Origin of the sequence: Rhizobium etli CFN 42, assembly GCF_000092045.1 — a bacterium.
In the GTDB taxonomy this organism is placed as follows: domain Bacteria; phylum Pseudomonadota; class Alphaproteobacteria; order Rhizobiales; family Rhizobiaceae; genus Rhizobium; species Rhizobium etli.
In genome coordinates, this window is record NC_004041.2 from 76,013 (window position 1) to 92,636 (window position 16,624).

Consider the following 16,624-nt stretch of genomic DNA (forward strand, 5'->3'; position numbering starts at 1 on the left):
GCTAAGAACCAGCAGATGAACCAACCGGCTTCTGTTCTTCCATCTCTTCATCGACAATCGAGCTGACGAGGGCAACGACCCGGCTGCGCACACGCGGAGAAAGGAGCAAAACGTCGTCTATCAGACGCCGTCCCTCCGCCGTGGAAATGTAGGCAATCTTCTCATCGATCTCTGTTATGATTTGCTGGCCCTGAGTGGTTTCGGGATCTGGAAGACCTTCGAAAAACCTCGAAACAGGGATCTTGAGGCAATTGGCAAGCTCGTAGAGCATCGAAGCGCTGACGCGGTTCTTACCGCTTTCATATTTTTGTACCTGCTGCAAACTGACCCCGATGCCGGCGCCGAGATCCCCTAGGGATACATTCGACTGCATTCGGCGGATACGGATTTGCTGTCCGACATGCCGATCAACTGGATGCACCAACTCGCGCGCTACATTCGACTGTTCGGCTTGCGCAGGCCTCGAAGTCCGGACCTGTGCTGCTGCATAGCGCTTCATGGTGGACACCCCGATGGAGAGTTTCACGCGGTGCGCCCCCGCTGAAAACTCGCTAAACCCACTGATCGGGGAGTTGGAAACCGTACACGACGGTCCTGTGGCCTTTAGTTCCGAGGAACCTGGACATACGCCACAGGCTCCTCGACCGAAGGTCAAGGAGTGTGATGCCGTTACGGCCGGCATCAACCACGTGTAGGGGTTTCCACACCCCAGGGCAGCGCGTACTGCCCTATCGAAAAAGATAGCGGGAATCCGCCCGCTGCGCAACCGAATTCTTTACAAGATTCAATAGCTTCGCTTTACGCTCGGACACTTGCCTCAAAAGCGAGAGGTCACGCTTCGGGCGGTAAAGTGGTCAGAAAACCAAAGGAGGTGCGATCAGCGGAACGCCCATTGCGAGGATTGTCTGCCCACTCTCCCGGAAGAGATGACGATGACACCTGGGAGAGCGCGGACGTCGTGGCGATCGAGGAGACGGACGATACCGTCACCGTACTTCTCTGGCATCTGAAATACTCGCAGGCAGTAATGGGGCGCCGGGCGGACGATCTTTACCTCGTTTGCGGTCAAGCACAGAAGGGGGTGAAGGGGACATGGAGCTTGAAGAACCTCATCAACCACCTGACCGTGAGAGAAACATCACATCTTAAGGGCCGGGCCCGTTTCATTCGAGGCAGCCTGAATGACTTGGCCACGCTTCGAAAGGCTGCCCGACGCAAGTTCATCGAGTACCGGATCGGGATTGTACAGCCGGGTCTTAACGGTGAAAACATACCCGCAGAACATCTTGCGCTTCTGGGAGCGACTGCCACTTCATACTGTCTGTCACCGGGTGTCCCCTAATGACTGTCGCGAACCGCACCGATCCAGCTTAGCTGCCGGCCACCGTCTCCAGCGGCGCTACTTTCCATGACGGCAGGGCCGCCGCGAACTGTCACGGCCTTCTTGGGGCTTTCGATATCGAAATTGACGTTGTAGCGGTTCCACTCTGTAACAGCGGCAGAGCCGCCGACAAAATCAGGGGTAGGAATGCTCGATGTCCTGCCGATTGTTGCGGCGGGTGCATAGCTGCAGTGCAACATAGACGCTGGCTTCATGGCGCTGGCCCGAGTATTGCTATTTTCATCGAAGCGATGCTTCCTCCCGCAACGCTTCGAAGTTTAGACGGCCCACTCCTCCTCCCAAAGGGACGTCTGTGGGAACAGCGGCACTCCTCCTCCCAGGTCGCCGTTCGGTTCTTTTAGGAAAGCCTGCCGCACCTCCTCCCGCGGCAGGCTTTTCTATTTCGGGGCGATGGGCCGTCAGAGCCCGAGATCAAGTTGGGACTGGGGTCGTGCATTGCCGATCGGAGGTCGTCAGCGTTGAAAGCGTGACGCCGAGCAGCCGCACTGGCCGCTTGAATGGATAGACAGTCGCCAATCGACGGGGCATCGTTCGATGGTGTGCTCGAAGATCTTGGCTGGTTCGGCAAACGGTTCACGCCGGACATGCGCGCCGATGTGCTGCTGTTTCGAGCGGGAGACCGGCGGCTGGTTGCCGTGGATCCCAAATGGATCCCGCTTCGGCTAACGTTGCGTTTTTATAAGATCGACAGGACGCGTGTGGCAAGCAACCAAGTTTTCCTATCTCCAGCGCCGGCTGCGGGCGAGGGCCCGGTCGCGTCTTTGAAGGCCATGATGTTCGGCTGCGTCAAGAGCGCGGCCATGGTCTATGACGATCAACCCATCGTCGACCATTTCCGGCGGATCGACGCCGAGAGGATCATGGGCGCGAAATTTCGCTCTGCGCAAGTAAGGCACGAACCGTCGAGACGGCAGTTCCTAATGAGCTCATCGAAAGGTCATATCATGCTGAAATACAAGCTCTACGTACTCGTGGTAAAAGCCGACGGGAATCTCGCGATCCTCGCCGCGCTTGCCATGGTTCTTACCGCGATATGGCGCGGCGTTTTACCCATAGGAAGTTTCTACTAAAAGACTGGAGGTGCAGGATCATTCCTGCACCCTCCTCACATATCACCACGTTCGCAGTACGCGTGTCACCTATCTCTCACGCGCAACAGCGGAAACGACAAGGTCTGTCATTTGAGAGTTACCCGGAGCGCCCCACCAGTCGCAGAGGGACAGGTAGGAGAAGTCGCTCACACTGTCACCGTAGCCGATCACTGGGCGACCTGGATGCTCCGTCCGAAGCTTTTTGAGCAGAAATTGTGAGGCCACCCGTTTTGAGATCGCAGGCGGAACTAGCGCAAGGTTATTGCCGTTGTGGTGTCGAACCCAACCCCGTTTTTCTCGAATGATCGGCACAATCTCTTCAAGGCGTGAGCCGTCTCCGTCAATCTCTTTGAAGACAACATATGTCGCGAGATCAGCTTCCATCACCGACCAGCACCGGATGTGGACGCCAAGTTCCCTCGCCTTGGTCCTGCCCTCATCGAGGAGCTTATCGAAAAAGCCGGCAAGCGGCCGGAGCTCCCTTGCGACGACCTCATGCCATTCGGCGTCAGGCTTGCCGTCCTTTTTGAGGATGACGGCACCGTTCGATACGATTGAGTAGCTTTCAAACGCGATCGTAACGCGCGAAAGAGCCTCAGAGCCGCGCGCCGTAACCGGGATGGCCTCCGTGGAGACGAGCAGCCACTCGACAAAGGCAGCTTGAATCTTCGTCATATAGGAGTTGCTTCCATTAATGGATTTGGACGCCAATACCAGATCGGCTTCCGCAATCTCCGGTATCTTTTTCTTGGTTTGAAACAAGGTGTCGTCGAGGTCCACCAGAGCAATGGGCTTCATATGCGTACTCCAAAATGCGACTGGTTAAATATCTGATCGATTGCCAGATGTGAGCTTTCGCGGATTCTCCATTGGCAATGAATTTTACGATACGGAATTTGTCACATCTCAGTTTCCTTGACCTGCGCGCCGAGCTCGTAAGTAGACATACGTGGAGATTAGGAGACGTGCCGGATCAGCGTGACGGCGCGGTAGGGGGCGATCTTTCTAGGGGAGACGACATACGGGACGCCTTTGTTGTCGATCAGGTACATGAGGGCCGCGAGTTCTGGATCGGTTGGCGACGAGACGTACACCTTTTCCGGCACACGTCGCAGGATGGCCCTGGTCGCCTCCGCAATGCCCGGCTTTACTCGGTTGATGTTCGTTACGGCGTCCTCCCCCATCACCCAGGCGACGGCAGCGGCGGCGGCATCGCGATGCGCCCGGCGGGTCTCGATACTCCAGACGCTCGGGATTTCGGTTGCAATCACAGTGGAGACATCATTCCACATACCATCCACGAATGATCGGGAAATATCGTGTTCCGCGAGATTATCCCACTGGACGCAGGCGTGGAAGTCACCGGGACCGACGAGGGCAGCGTTGAGGATCGAGCGGCTGATAAGCCCGGATACGGTGCATCCTAGCATTCCGGAGGGAATAAGCCAGTCGTCGCCCGATGCGGCGAGCCATGCGCAGCCGCAGGGGTCGGCCAATACAACTAGCCGCGCAGGCCGGTCTGAGTAGTCCTTGAAGCTCTTTTCGAGTTGGTTCGCAATTGCTCCTTTGCCCGTCCAGCTATCTACGAAGACGATGCTCTCGACAGGACGCCTGGCAAGAATGTGGCGCATAGCCTCGTCGTCAACGCCCTTGTCGCGAATGATCGACAACCCGTAGTGTCCGACGTCCCGGCCGAGTAAGGCGATGGCCCTCTTGAGAAGGATGCCGAAGGGCACGCCGGCGCGGACCAAACTGACAAGGGTAATAGGACCCTCGACCGACTGCACGATCGCGAGGGCGAGGCGTGCCGTCTCGGCGCCCATGCGCGGGCCACCAGTGGCCATGGCCTTAGCAAACAGCTCCATGTATTCGCGGGTCGGGGCCATCTCGGCGGAAATCATTTCCGAGTAATGCCGCCGCCCGGATTGGATGGCCTCTTCCCTCGTGGCCGTGTCAGTAGGCTGAATATCCACTCTCTTGAGAAGGAGCGTCACGTCGTATTCGGCGTAGGAGCCTAGTGTGGCAGGGGAGGCGATGCTGTCATAGGTATCCCCCATGGGAGTGATGTCCTTAGGTAACGCGACAGCAGTGTTGTGTCGCTGTGGACTGGCGGAAATGTCCGATCGAGTGAGCCGATTTCGAAGCGGCAGACCGCATGGCCTAAGGCGGCTTCATTCACCTTCTACGTCTGAAAGGACAATGGGATCGCCCAGTGCGGACATCAGGCTGGCACAGACATTTTCCGGGCCTGTCTCCGAGCAGAGTATAATTTTCGAGTACAGCGCTGGATCGACGTTGTAGAGGTAATGTGGAACCGTTCCGCCGTAGTTGTCGGAGAACGAAAGTACTGAACCGATCGCGTGGCCTTTCGACAGGGGAGAACGCGTCACGGATGAATAGAAAACCTCAGCGCCCTCCTTTTCCAAGCGCTCCGCAAGCAGGAAGGGCTGCCACACGTGTTCGCCCGTTCCGAGTACGAGGGTAATCCCGTCATCGGCAGCGTTTGCATTGAGACCCTGCAAGTGATCGACGACGCCGAGACGCGCCCAGTCTCGAGCGACGTCGGGACAGACCTCGGGCCGCTTAGGACGGTCACAGGAAGGGACCTGCGGAGTAGCTGCCGTGAAATCCCCACGCGGAGTCCAACTGTACCGTCCGGAAACGATAGTAGCCTCACTGACTGTTCCCGTGATCTCCGCGCGGGCAGCGCCTTCTGACCAGTCGGTAAGCGTAAGTAGGACTGTGTGCTTCAGCTTCAAACGAATTTTTGCAGGAAGGGCAGCGAAGATGTTGGCAAATGTCTTACCTGTCGAAGCCTCATCGTCAACGAGTACCAAGCCGGTCGCACCATGAACCAAGTCGCGGAGCCTTGCCTCGCATGGTTCGTGCAGGAGGTGCCGCGGGGCATGGCTATGCTCTTCCTCAAATTCGCACAGCAGCGGCAGTTTAAGATCATGGCGAGTGGAGCAGATATATATTGCATCGCCGCGACCAGTGAGTTCGCGGAACCGCCGATGGACACCCGCACCAAGGCCAATGCCCGCTTCGGCTATTCCGATGAACAAAACCGGACCAGGAATATCGGCAGGAATCTGACGTGCAAGGAGGTCGAATGCATTTCCCATGACCGAAGGGCGGATCGGCAGGAATCGACCAAGAACCTTGGAAACAAACAGAAACGAGCGGTTCGGGTTGATTCGCTGCCCGAAGCCGAACATCTCGATGGGGGGTACAAGGCTTCGATCCACGTGAACCGAGATAGTGCCGTCGGCGAGTTGCGCAGAGTATGTTGAAGGATTCACCATTGCCAGCTTTCGAAAGTACGGACGTTTACCGTGGAAAAAATCCGTGCCATATGTTTCCGTGACGCCGCACGCTCATTGGCGTCTCGTTGACGAGCAGGGTAGCACTTACCTCTCGAGGCTCAGAGTGCATCCGCGCCACGATATCGCAGGAGAATTCGCCGGCCCTTGGCGCGAAGGCCAGCACGGCCGAGCGCCTCCCTGGTTTCAGCTTCGTTGGGGCTAAATCCCGATCTGAGGCCTTCCTGCCCCGTCGATGCGGCTCGTGACCCATCTCCGACAAAGCGACTGGGGCGATAGAAATAGAGTTTACGTCAGTTCATCCTCGCTCTCTGCGGTGAATCAGTAGCATGAAGTGAAGCAAGGGACGTGCCACTCGGACATGCAGCACGAATGGGAGCTGAATAGGCACCAGAACTCGAATATTGCATTCCAGGTCTCACGCGGCAGATGTCCAGATTGCCGGGAAATTTCGTATTGCATCCATAACGGCTTTGGGCGACGGATTGCGGGACCTGCCATGGCAAGCGCGTGCGGTCGCGAAACCTCAGATGGCGGCGAAGCGCTGCAGTTAAGAGAGATGCTGGAGCGTATATTCGCCTAAACGCTGCTGACGTGGCGGTTGGGCCTTTGAACGGTGGACGAGATCAGCCGGGAAAAAAGGCGTAGCTTCATTGAAATCGGCAGGGTGTACCCCGCCCACTACCGGGGATCAGAGCAGGCCAGCCTTGGCCCCAACCTGCGATGATAGCAGGTGCCTGGGGCACCTCCAGCACGTCGAGGGTTCTGCATCTTCGTGTCAGCCAATAGCCGACAGTTCGCACCACGTTTGTATTCGCTTTGTCTGCTTTACGACAGACTTAAGTCTTGATGCCTGCACTCAGCCGTCGTTGTTCAGTCCCGGCATTTTCATGGAGCGGATCGAGGGTGAAACGTTCAGGCTGCGAAGTCTATGTCTTGCAGACGAACTCGTAGTGTGAGGCCCTTGAGGGTCTTGAGCCTGCGTGACCTGCCACTGAACTTTCATCCAGCGGCGATTAGAGCCTCGGCGGTTTTGAATACGCCAAGTGGCGCGGTGTGAGCAACCGGCAACGCGGATCGTGTCCCAGCACCTGGTGTAGCTGACGGTAGGGAGTAAAGCCGAGCGCCCGCGCGCTTCTCGTTGCGCTGTAGCGGGTGATCGGCTTTGCGGGCGGCCATCAGTGTTTTCCGCTAGGGTCGGGTTGTTCAAGACCAACCTGACGGAAAGATCACCGATGACCAATGACATGATGAACGTGCGTTCGCTTGTTGAGAAGAGTGCCGATGCAGATTTGTTGCGTGAGATGATTGGCTTTGCCGCCGAGCGGCTGATGGAGTTGGAGGTCGGCTCGGCCACGGGTGCTGACTTCGGTGTGAAGAACCCCATGCGGCTCACTCAACGCAATGGCTACCGTGACCGCGATTGGGAGACGCGGGCTGGCACCGTCGAGCTTCGCATTCCGAAGCTGCGCAAAGGCAGCTACTTTCCGAGCTTCCTTGAACCGCGCCGCATGGCAGAGAAAGCTCTGACGGCCGTTATCCAGGAAGCGTATATCCAGGGAATCTCGACTCGTTCTGTCGACGACCTGTGGTGGATGCGACCTATCTCAAGGTCCGGCGTGGCGGCCGCATCGTCTCAGTCGCCGTCATTATCGCGGTCGGCGTCAATAACGACGGTCGGCGCGAGGTCCTGGGTATGGAAGTTGGCACCTCGGAGGCCGAACCGATCTGGACGGAATTCCTGCGCAGGCTAACGCGCCGCGGTCTACGCGGGGTGAAGTTGGTTGTCTCTGATGCACATGAGGGCATCAAGGCCGCCGTTTCCAAGGTTCTCAATGCCACTTGGCAAAGGTGCCGGGTTCACTTCATGAGGAACGTGCTCGCGCATGCTGGAAAGAGCGGCAGGCGGGTCGTATCCGCCTTCATCGCGACGGCCTTTGCCCAGGAGACCCCGGAGGCAGCAAGCGCACAATGGCGCAGTGTCGCCGATCAAATCAGGCCGAAAGTGCCGAAGCTTGCCACCATCATGGACGACGCTGAAGAGGACGTGCTCGCCTACATGACCTTCCCCAAAGAGCACCGGGCAAAGCTGCACTCGACGAATCCAATTGAGCGTCTCAACGGCGAAATCAAGCGACGCACCGAGGTCGTCGGCATCTTTCCGAACGACGAAGCCATCGTCCGTCTCGTCGGTGCATTGCTGCTCGAACAGAATGATGAATGGGCCGTTCAACGCGCCAGGTATATGACGCTTGAGACCATGGCCCAAATGAGCGATGATCCCCAAATCAGCCTGCCCCGCTGTGATGTCGGGTCAGGAAACGAGCGGGACAGCAGGCTAATACACTGCCCGAATTGCCCCGTGTGGACGGCAAGCGTCAAGCCTTGATGCCAAATTCAAACGGATATGAGTGGGGCTTCGCAGCTGCGGCGAGGTCTCGATAGGGTCCGACAGTAAGCCCGAATGAGTGGGCACAATGGGACTGAAAGTGGGATCACTTGGTGAGCCCGTTGTTCCCGCGCGGAGTTCCCGCCGCTATTCTCGCAAATGTCGGACAGCCGCCGCCCTTTGTCGCATTTGTCGAGATCACGACAATCGGTTTGTCCCGCTCTGCTCTACGCACCCGTCAAGCCACGGAGTGGTGCCTGCTTCGCAGCTTTGAATTTGAGAGCGAGCGGGCTACGGCTCCGTCATTGCTGGGGGTCCGATAGGGAAAGCCTGTTCGAGATGCGTGCTTCTCTATCGTCGCACAGGGCGTTTTCAGCATCTTGGGCCCTCTCACCGGTCTGAACAACTGTTTCAGCTTGATCATTTGAGGTTTTCGCAACCGAACGTGCTTGCCGTGGCTGGTCGGCAAGCCGTCGCTCGAACGATCATGGAATGCGATACTAAGTTTTCCGGAATCTGGATTCCAACTGGAATGCAGGAATACGATCGGTAGTAGCGTTTTTAGCTCGCATTTTACGCTGCATTTTCGAGTGGCACGTCGCTTGCTTCATTTCTCGTGCCGCCGATTCACCGAAACTCAGAAAGAGCCAACGCAAGCTCTATGGTGGTGCGAATTGCCCACTGCTCCCGCGCCCAGACGGCGCGGAACCGGCCTAAAAGCGGCATTAATCTTGGCGAAGGACAATTCAAATCCAAGGGAGAGTAAGATGAGCATCACACGCAGACATGTCATCGTTCAGGGTGGCGTCATTGCAGCAGGCCTGCTCGCCAGCGGCCTACCGGGGACAAAAGCCTTCGCGCAGATACCGTCAATCCCTTGGCGGCGCTCACTGCAGGGCTTGGCCTGGAACGACCCGATCATCGAGACCTATCGCGACGCAGTGCGCCTTCTCAACGCCCTTCCCGCCAGCGACAAATTCAACTGGGTCAACCTCTCGAAAATTCACGGCAGCGGTGACGTCGTCAAATACTGCCCGCATGGCAACTGGTATTTCCTGCCGTGGCACAGGGCCTATACGGCTATGTACGAGCGCATCGTTCGGCACGTGACCAAGAACAACGATTTCGCTATGCCGTTCTGGGACTGGACCGACAATCCGTACCTGCCCGAAGTGTTCACAATGCAAAAGACGCCCGACGGCAAGGACAATCCACTTTATGTTTCGTCGCGCACCTGGCCAATCACGCAGCCGATGCCGGACAATATAGTTGGGCCACAGGTTCTCAACACCATCCTAACGGCGAAGCCATACGAGGTCTTCGGCACCACCCGCCCCGAGGGACAGAACTCACTCGATCCTTCCTGGGTCACCACCAGCAGCGGCACGCAGGGGGCGCTGGAATACACACCGCACAATCAGGTGCACAACAATATCGGTGGCTGGATGCCGGAAATGTCGTCGCCCCGCGATCCGATCTTCTTCATGCATCATTGCAACATCGACCGCATCTGGGCGACCTGGAATTTGCGCAACGCCAACAGCACGGATCGACTCTGGGCCGACATGCCGTTCACCGACAATTTCTACGATGTCGACGGCAACTTCTGGTCCCCGAAGGTCTCTGACCTTTATGTTCCAGAGGAACTCGGATACAATTATGGTTTCCGGACCTACTTCAAGGTCGCGGCGGCGAGCGCCAAAACGCTGGCCCTGAACGATAAACTCACGTCCGTGATCGCGGCGACGGCGACCGATGCTGCAATCGCCGGCGTGACGACCACCTCCACGGACAACAGCAAGGCGGCAACGGAAAACGTGCCGCTTTCGCTGCCGATCAAGATCCCGGCGGGCGCATTGCAGGAGATCGTCCGCCAACCGCCTCTGCCATCCGGCATGGATACAATGGATTTCGGCGCGGCACAGGAGCAGGCGGCCTCCGCTCCTCGTGTGCTGGCATTCCTGCGCGATGTCGAGATCACCAGTGCCAGCACGACCAGCGTTCGGGTGTTTCTCGGCAAGAACGACCTTAAGGCCGATACGCCCGTCACCGATCCCCATTACGTCGGTTCTTTCGCCGTTCTCGGTCATGACGGCGACCATCATCGCAAACCATCCTTCGTCCTCGATCTGACGGACGCGATCCAGCGGGTTTACGGCGGAAGGGGGCAGACGGATGGCGAGGCCATCGACCTGCAGCTCATTCCTGTCGGATCGGGAGCGGGCAAACCCGGCGCCGTAGAGCCCGCAAAGCTAGAAATAGCCATAGTGTCCGCCTAACATCCGGACTGGCTGGGTTGTGGAGACATCGATGCGCTATCATCGTTGGGTGCTTATCGCTATTCGTGCGGCGGCATTATCGATGCTGCGCATCGTCAGCCCGGTTCAAGCTAACGAGAGCGACATGCGGGCAACGACCAGTAAGCCCGCGACGATAACCATATCGAGCAGAGCAGTCCACTCATCGGTTGATACCAGTGCGCGGGTCGTCCTTACTGTCACTGGTTATGAACCGTCGACTTCAGGACCAGTGACGACGGTCGTTTCGCTTGACTGCGGCAGTAACGTTCGCGAAATTGGTAGGTTTGGTATTTTTCCGAACAAGGCGTTTTCGGTATTGGACGGGGCAAAGCCTCAACGATTTGGGTTTCCCTTGCCCGATGACCCGTCTTGCCGTCAGCCACAGACCGTCATTATCCGGCTGGAGCCTCAAACAGGCGGCGGTTCGGGCGCCAGCATCACTATCAGCGACGCAAGCATCGAATAGATTGGCAGTCGGGGCTGATTTGCCGCTAGCTCCAGAACCTTGGCGGCAATGAAAGTCCGCCGGATAAAATAGAGGGTTTTGATAGGTTGTTGTGACAAAGGTCCAACGCGCAGCGCCTATCGTGGTCAACAGTTTACAGTCTTGCCGCTGCATTCGGCGACTGATGGTCGTCTGCAAGCAGGCAAAGGTTTTTGGCCGACCCGAGACTAGGCTCAAGATAAAGTCGCTCTTAAAGGCATTGAACCAACGACGCGTTCCTAGATCAGTAAAGTGACTCTTCAACCACTTCAGATGCTTGCGCGGAGTCTGTCCGAAAGCTGCATTGACTTCGCACGCGGTCCAAAACCGATTCAGACTGCGCGTTCAATTCAAAACTGAAGATTAGACGTGTGCTTTTAATGGCACTGGATTTGCAAGGACACGGGCGGCGTGCGGCCATAGGTATCGCTTCCATTCGTGATAGAGAGGCGCGGAGGTTAGTCTTGAAACGAAGAGATTTTTCGACTGTTGGGCTCACTGCTCTTCTCGCCGGGATCGTATTCCCGGCTTTTCCCAGCACCGGATTCAGTGAGCAGCGAAAGCCGTCCATCCCCGCACTCCCTGATCAGCGGAAACTTTGGAGTTGGATCAAAAGGCTCAACAGTTTCGGCCCCCGATTGACCGGCAGCCCGGCGCAAGCACGGGCAATCGATTATCTTGCTGGTGAGTTGAGAGGGATGGGCCTTGAGGTGAAGCGCGATCAACTCACGATGCGCCGGTGGATGCCACGAACCACCGCGTTCAAACTGTCAAATGGTGAAGTAATTGAGGTAGCGGCGCCGTTCCCGTATTCCGGGCTTACACCTCCCGGCGGTATCTCGGGTAAGATGGTTCTTTTCAACGGTCGGGTTCAGGCGTTTGAGAAAGCCCGCGGCAAAATTGCGGTGGTGACGGTAAAGCGTCGGGATCTGGCGGCATTCCTCGAACTGGTGACCAATCGACGCGGCAGCCTGCCGGAAGGCATAGACTTTCCCAAAGCCGTAACCACGCCGCTTATCACCGGTTTGCTTGGCGTACCGATCGACAAGGCGCGTGAAGCAGGGGTTTTAGCCGTCGTTTGCATTTTCGAAGGCGTCTCGGAAGTGCAGTTGAAGGGGCAGGTGCTGCCATTCACCACACCGTATTGGGGCTTACCTGCAATATGGGTGGCGCAATCTGAAGGAGAGCGGATCAAAGCCGCGATCAAGCACGGTTTGAGCGGTCGCCTGACCTTGGATGGCACGTTGGAAGACGTTGCGACCGATACGATTTATGCGGTTTTGCCGGGCTGCAACCTGCTTGAGACAATCATCATCAACACCCACACCGATGGACCTAATGCGTGCGAAGAGAACGGCGGTGCTGGGGTACTCGCTCTGGCGCATTATTTCTCCTCGCTACCGAAATCTGCCCGCAACCGAAGCCTCGTCTTCGTACTCGTCACGGGTCATTTCCAGCTTGCCCAGTTCGGCCGCCACGGGAATCAGGCGACGGCGACCTGGCTCGAAATGCATCCAGAATTGTGGGACGGCAAACCCGGCCATGCTAAAGCCGTTGCAGGAGCTACGATTGAGCATCTTGGATGTACCGAGTGGCGAGATGACTTTGCAAAAGGGCACCCCGCGCCCACCGGGAAGCCGGAACTCGATTTGATCTATACCAGTAATAAGTCGATGAGTGGCGTGTACATCGCTGCCGCACGCGGGCGCAAAAAGGTACGCGCGCTGATAGTCGCCCCAGCGGCGGCGCAGGTGATGTTGGGCGAAGGACAGCCATTATACGCATCAGGAATTCCGACGATATCAAGCTGTCCGATACCGGACTATCTTTGCCAGGTCTTGCCGGGCGGAGGCTTGGACCGGCTCGACCCTGATTACGCCTTTCAGCAAGTCGAAACCTTTGCCCGCACGGTCGACTTGCTCGACAGGATGCCGCGTGGTGAGATCGGAATCGTTCCGTTTAACCTGTCCACTGTTATCGGTGATCTGCTGTAAACCTGACCAACACTAACGCCAGCGAAAATGGCGGTGTCACGCGGTCGGCACTTTAACTGGCGCCGAGGATCATCTGGCAGTTCACGATAGTGCCGGGTCATAGCCGTCCCATCTGGGCACGCTTCGTCATGCATGAGATGACCGGCCTGCGTTTCCACATCGCGGCCTTCGAGGCTCTCGGCGGCGCTCCGCGGGAGTGCTTTGCGACCGGATGAAGACTGCCGTCATCGGTGAGCGTCAGACAGAAGGCATCGTCTATAAACCATGCCACCACCAGCCTTAGCCCCAACCAAAGCCACGCGGACGGCCGCTGAAACATCCTAGTTGGTGGGATCCCACACCGCAGGCGAATCCATCACCTCCTGTCCTCCGATAGTCTCCAACGAGCTGGGAGAAACTGCTGATCCAGGCTGAATGAAGACTTTGTGTGGCATTCCCTGGCGACGAGCTTGCTGCCCCTCTCCCGGCGTAGCTGGCTGACCCAGTGCTTGGCATAGACATTGCAGGGGATGAATGCGGCGGTAACTCGTTGGGGTCGGAAGTCGTCAAACTGCTTTCCTAGGCGTCGGCATTGCCTACCGAGCACCTCGCCAGACGGAAGCACGATCGATCTGGCACGTATGTATGCGTACGGGATCATAACCATAGAGGAGTTGAAACGATGGCGGATATTCTTACATCTCTAAACCCGCTCCGGTGGATTGAAGCGCCATCCACGGAACTGGAGAGCCAAGTGACCCAAAGTCTATTCCCGATGTTCCAACGCTTGGCGGAAGCGGGCGCTGAAACCGCTAAAATTCTGCAGGTTGCCTTATTGCGCCGCGTGCAAGTCATGTGCGACAGCCACTCTACCCGCCAGGGAAAGCTCTTTACTGAGGCCGAACGTCTTGCCGAGAGTCTACGCGAGGTGCACGGCAATGGGAATTTGGGCTACGCTTGGGCGGAATACCTGCGCGACGCTAGTGAGCGCGCCATATTGTGCATGGATCTTCTCCGACAGCGCGGCGACATCTTCCTCGAACATGAAGCGGCAGGCTGTCCGCCGGTTTTCTTCTGCGACTACGAGACAGTTATGGATGGAAACGATCTGCCCTTGAAATCCAATTACGTGTTACTTCGAATGATCCCGCCCCAAGGTGTTAACGTCGATGACACGAAGCGCCCCTTCATAATCATTTGCCCGCGCGCCGGACATAGTCCCGGCGTCGGTGGCCACAAAGAAGACAGCCAGGTCGGCGTAGCGTTCCGGGAAGGTCACCCGGTTTATTTGGTGTCCTTCCGCCGAGAGCCAGAGGGGGGGCAGTATCTCTCTAATGTCACGTATGCGGAAGCGGCCTTTGTTCGTGAGGTCATGCGCCTGCATCCGCTTGCCCGCCTTCCAGTCGTAGTCGGCAACTGCCAAGCTGGCTGGGCTACCCTTCTGATGGTTGCGACAAATCTCGACTTAGCTGGCCCGATCATCCTCAACGGATCGCCGGTGACACCTACCTCGGGAAATATCGGTGAAAATACCCTCCGCTACATGGCGGGCCTCTTCGGGGGAGCTTGGATAACCATGTTTTTGTCAGATCTGGGCGGAGGCATCTTCGACGGCGCCCATCTCGTACAGAATTTCGAAACGCTCAATCCCGAGCGCCAGTTATTCATGAAGTATGTCGAACTGTTCCGAGATGTGGATGCGGCGAGCGAAGCCTTCCTTAAGGCTGAGAAGTGGTGGGGCGGCTTCTGCCTGATGCGGGGAGACGAGATCCGCTGGATAGTTGAGCACCTCTTTGTTGGTAATCGACTGGCGCACAACAAGGCGTATGGGGAGCCGGACCGGCGGCATTTCGACCTTAAGAAGATCAGGGCGCCTATTATCATATTTGCCAGTCATGGCGACAATGTCACGCCGCCGCAGCAGGCGCTGAATTGGATCCCCGAAATCTATGACAACGAGGAGGAAATCCGCCTTCTCGGCCAGCACATTATTTATATGGTACACAACGACGTCGGTCACCTCGGTACATTCGTTTCCTCGAGAGTAATCAACAAAGAATACAATGAGGTTGCAAGCACGCTCGAGGCAATTGAGGCGTTGTTGCCTGGCCTTTACGAGATGCGCATCACGGACATTCAAGAAGATGCTGGACACAAGAGCTATAGTGTTGAACTGATCGAGCGCACCTTCGAGAATATCCGTGAGTTTAACGATGGCCATGACGATGGAGGTCCCTTCGCTGCCGTCGCCCGCGTCTCTGAACTGCAAGCGCAGATCTATCACACAGTTGCCCGCCCCTTTGTGCAGGCCGCGGTCACAGACATCTCAGCAGACGCCAGCCGAATGTTCCATCCAAAGCGGCTGGAGCGATCGCTGCTGTCTTCTCAGAATCCGATCATGGTTGGCTATAAGTCAATTTCAGAGCAGGTACGGAACTCCCGGGCGAACGCAGCAGCGGAAAATCCTTTCCTGGCTGCGGAAGCGCTCTATTTCAAGGCTGTCGAACAGGCGATCGTGGTCATGCGCGACTGGCGCGACATGGGTTATGAGCTCGCGTTTCACATGATCTGGAACAACCCTTGGCAGCGATATTTTGACAATCCCCACGAAGCATACCGCAAAGGGACGACACTTGACGATATGAGATGGCAGCCGGACATCGCCAATGCGCTCAGGAGGATCGCGATCGGCGGACTCGCCGATGCCATCATCCGTATGGTCGTACTCCTGGTGAGCGATCGTGGCGGGATCCGACGCGACCGCCTGGCGCGCTGGTCACGGGTGCTGACCGAGGACGAGCCCTTCCGCTCACTAAGCGCTGATCATTTGGCCGAAATCACTCGCGTGCAGACGGCTATCGTCACCTTTGAGCCGGAGCAAGCAATGGAGACGCTGCCGCTGTTGCTAACGGAACCGAGGCAACGGCAACTCGCTTATGCAGCCGCTTGCTATATCCCGGGCTCCAGGGCGGAGATGTCATCGAGTACTGTTGCCATGCTACAGCGCTTCGCGGACGTGCTTGGCCAGCCATCGATCGTCGATGTGATTGAGGATCCGCTGGCAGTGACATAGTTTGTTCGTAGAGTAGCGTCTCGATCTCACCGAATCACATAATTATTGGTTTTCGCTCGTTGGTCACGGAGGCGCTTGAAACAATTCCATCGCAAATTCAGCCAGGACCGCAGATCGGAAAATTGCCATTGGACATCCGTCCTTTACAACGCAACGATGCCGTAATCCGGTTCAGTGATCGGGCCGGCAGAGGGCGGATTGAAACTGTGGAGGAAGGCTCTCGTCATAGGGCTGGCGCTCGCTGCAAATCATCGTGATCGAACGCACTGGCCATACGGTTGATCTCGGCTGACCGCGCACCGACCGCCTTGGCGGTCTCGCGCCACCTTGCGGTGTCGCGACTTCCTTAATGATCGCGCGAGCCTCGGCGAGCGTTAGGGCGTAGAGCCCTGCAGCTTCTTCCAGCAGGTCAAGGGAGCAGGTGCCTTCATCAAGATCAATGTTTGTCGTCAGCGCGCGCGCCTTGACATCCGTAGGCACTGGATTGAGGTCATAGGCAGGGGACAACGACCAGCTGGCTTTATTGAGCCACAGAAAGCCGTGATTTTTCTCCCCAGCTCAGAGCTAGAGCGGGCTGCAGCGAGAAGCG

Annotated in this window: 10 protein-coding genes and 5 pseudogenes; 8 read left to right on the plus strand and 7 right to left on the minus strand. The window is 57.2% G+C overall.

Going from position 1 to position 16,624, the window contains the following annotated elements; genetic code table 11:
* Window position 1 precedes the first annotated feature (1 nt).
* Window positions 2-499: a helix-turn-helix domain-containing protein gene (locus tag RHE_RS29775; RefSeq protein ID WP_029875506.1), complete on the minus strand. Its 498-nt coding sequence runs from the start codon at window positions 497-499 to the stop codon at window positions 2-4.
* 459 nt (window positions 500-958) lie between these two features.
* Between RHE_RS29775 and RHE_RS29780 the strand changes: the two genes are divergently transcribed.
* A complete protein-coding gene (locus RHE_RS29780) occupies window positions 959-1,342 on the plus strand; it encodes a hypothetical protein (RefSeq protein WP_008534295.1) in 384 nt (127 codons plus the stop codon).
* On the opposite strand, the gene RHE_RS29785 is transcribed toward RHE_RS29780, so the two are convergent.
* On the minus strand, window positions 1,339-1,596 hold the full coding sequence (locus tag RHE_RS29785) for a hypothetical protein (RefSeq protein ID WP_018447059.1): 258 nt from the start codon (window positions 1,594-1,596) through the stop codon (window positions 1,339-1,341). The two genes, RHE_RS29780 and RHE_RS29785, sit on opposite strands and share 4 nt — an antisense overlap.
* Window positions 1,597-1,923: 327 nt before the next feature.
* On the opposite strand from RHE_RS29785, the pseudogene RHE_RS35025 reads away from it, so the two are divergent.
* Window positions 1,924-2,271: pseudogene (locus tag RHE_RS35025) on the plus strand (DUF4334 domain-containing protein); the annotation flags it as partial.
* A 270-nt stretch (window positions 2,272-2,541) separates the two neighbouring features.
* On the opposite strand, the gene RHE_RS29795 reads toward RHE_RS35025, so the two are convergent.
* The 4 genes and pseudogenes from RHE_RS29795 to RHE_RS35225 all read right to left on the minus strand — a co-directional run.
* Window positions 2,542-3,291 carry an HAD family hydrolase gene (locus RHE_RS29795; RefSeq protein WP_004675991.1) on the minus strand — a complete coding sequence of 250 codons (750 nt, stop codon included), beginning with the start codon at window positions 3,289-3,291 and terminating at the stop codon, window positions 2,542-2,544.
* Between the two features lie 158 nt (window positions 3,292-3,449).
* Window positions 3,450-4,550, minus strand: a complete 1,101-nt coding sequence (locus tag RHE_RS29800; protein WP_004675992.1) for a cysteine protease StiP domain-containing protein — start codon at window positions 4,548-4,550, stop codon at window positions 3,450-3,452.
* Window positions 4,551-4,664: 114 nt separating this feature from the next.
* Window positions 4,665-5,798 carry a phosphoribosyltransferase domain-containing protein gene (locus RHE_RS34695; protein WP_011053330.1) on the minus strand — a complete coding sequence of 378 codons (1,134 nt, stop codon included), beginning with the start codon at window positions 5,796-5,798 and terminating at the stop codon, window positions 4,665-4,667.
* A gap of 877 nt (window positions 5,799-6,675) precedes the next feature.
* Window positions 6,676-6,800 (minus strand): annotated as a pseudogene (locus tag RHE_RS35225) (IS481 family transposase); the annotation flags it as partial.
* Between the two features lie 251 nt (window positions 6,801-7,051).
* On the opposite strand from RHE_RS35225, the pseudogene RHE_RS29815 reads away from it, so the two are divergent.
* The 6 genes and pseudogenes from RHE_RS29815 (at window position 7,052) to RHE_RS29830 (ending at window position 16,035) form a co-directional block, all read left to right on the plus strand.
* Window positions 7,052-8,205: pseudogene (locus RHE_RS29815) on the plus strand (IS256 family transposase).
* 767 nt (window positions 8,206-8,972) lie between these two features.
* Complete coding sequence (locus RHE_RS29820; RefSeq protein ID WP_029875549.1) at window positions 8,973-10,484, plus strand: tyrosinase family protein; 1,512 nt, start codon at window positions 8,973-8,975, stop codon at window positions 10,482-10,484.
* Between the two features lie 31 nt (window positions 10,485-10,515).
* The gene (locus RHE_RS32525; RefSeq protein ID WP_011053334.1) at window positions 10,516-10,971 is read left to right on the plus strand and encodes a hypothetical protein; all 456 of its coding nucleotides are present in this window, start codon (window positions 10,516-10,518) and stop codon (window positions 10,969-10,971) included.
* Between the two features lie 482 nt (window positions 10,972-11,453).
* Window positions 11,454-12,983, plus strand: a complete 1,530-nt coding sequence (locus RHE_RS29825) for a zinc-binding metallopeptidase family protein (protein WP_004668604.1) — start codon at window positions 11,454-11,456, stop codon at window positions 12,981-12,983.
* A gap of 65 nt (window positions 12,984-13,048) precedes the next feature.
* Window positions 13,049-13,242, plus strand: a pseudogene (locus tag RHE_RS33960) (IS21 family transposase); the annotation flags it as partial.
* A gap of 402 nt (window positions 13,243-13,644) precedes the next feature.
* The gene (locus tag RHE_RS29830) at window positions 13,645-16,035 is read left to right on the plus strand and encodes a DUF3141 domain-containing protein (protein WP_011053336.1); all 2,391 of its coding nucleotides are present in this window, start codon (window positions 13,645-13,647) and stop codon (window positions 16,033-16,035) included.
* Between the two features lie 223 nt (window positions 16,036-16,258).
* Here RHE_RS29830 and RHE_RS34705 read toward each other — a convergent pair.
* Window positions 16,259-16,584 (minus strand): annotated as a pseudogene (locus tag RHE_RS34705) (HipA domain-containing protein); the annotation flags it as partial.
* Window positions 16,585-16,624: the final 40 nt, after the last annotated feature.

Bases quoted from the DNA above. Each gene is read 5' to 3' on its own strand.
- RHE_RS29795 (WP_004675991.1), bottom strand. From the start codon at position 3,291: ATGAAGCCCATTGCTCTGGTGGACCTCGACGACACCTTGTTTCAAACC.
- RHE_RS29775 (WP_029875506.1), bottom strand. From the start codon at position 499: ATGAAGCGCTATGCAGCAGCACAGGTCCGGACTTCGAGGCCTGCGCAA.
- RHE_RS32525 (WP_011053334.1), top strand. From the start codon at position 10,516: ATGCGCTATCATCGTTGGGTGCTTATCGCTATTCGTGCGGCGGCATTA.
- RHE_RS29785 (WP_018447059.1), bottom strand. From the start codon at position 1,596: ATGAAGCCAGCGTCTATGTTGCACTGCAGCTATGCACCCGCCGCAACA.
- RHE_RS29820 (WP_029875549.1), top strand. From the start codon at position 8,973: ATGAGCATCACACGCAGACATGTCATCGTTCAGGGTGGCGTCATTGCA.
- RHE_RS29830 (WP_011053336.1), top strand. From the start codon at position 13,645: ATGGCGGATATTCTTACATCTCTAAACCCGCTCCGGTGGATTGAAGCG.
- RHE_RS34695 (WP_011053330.1), bottom strand. From the start codon at position 5,798: ATGGTGAATCCTTCAACATACTCTGCGCAACTCGCCGACGGCACTATC.
- RHE_RS29800 (WP_004675992.1), bottom strand. From the start codon at position 4,550: ATGGGGGATACCTATGACAGCATCGCCTCCCCTGCCACACTAGGCTCC.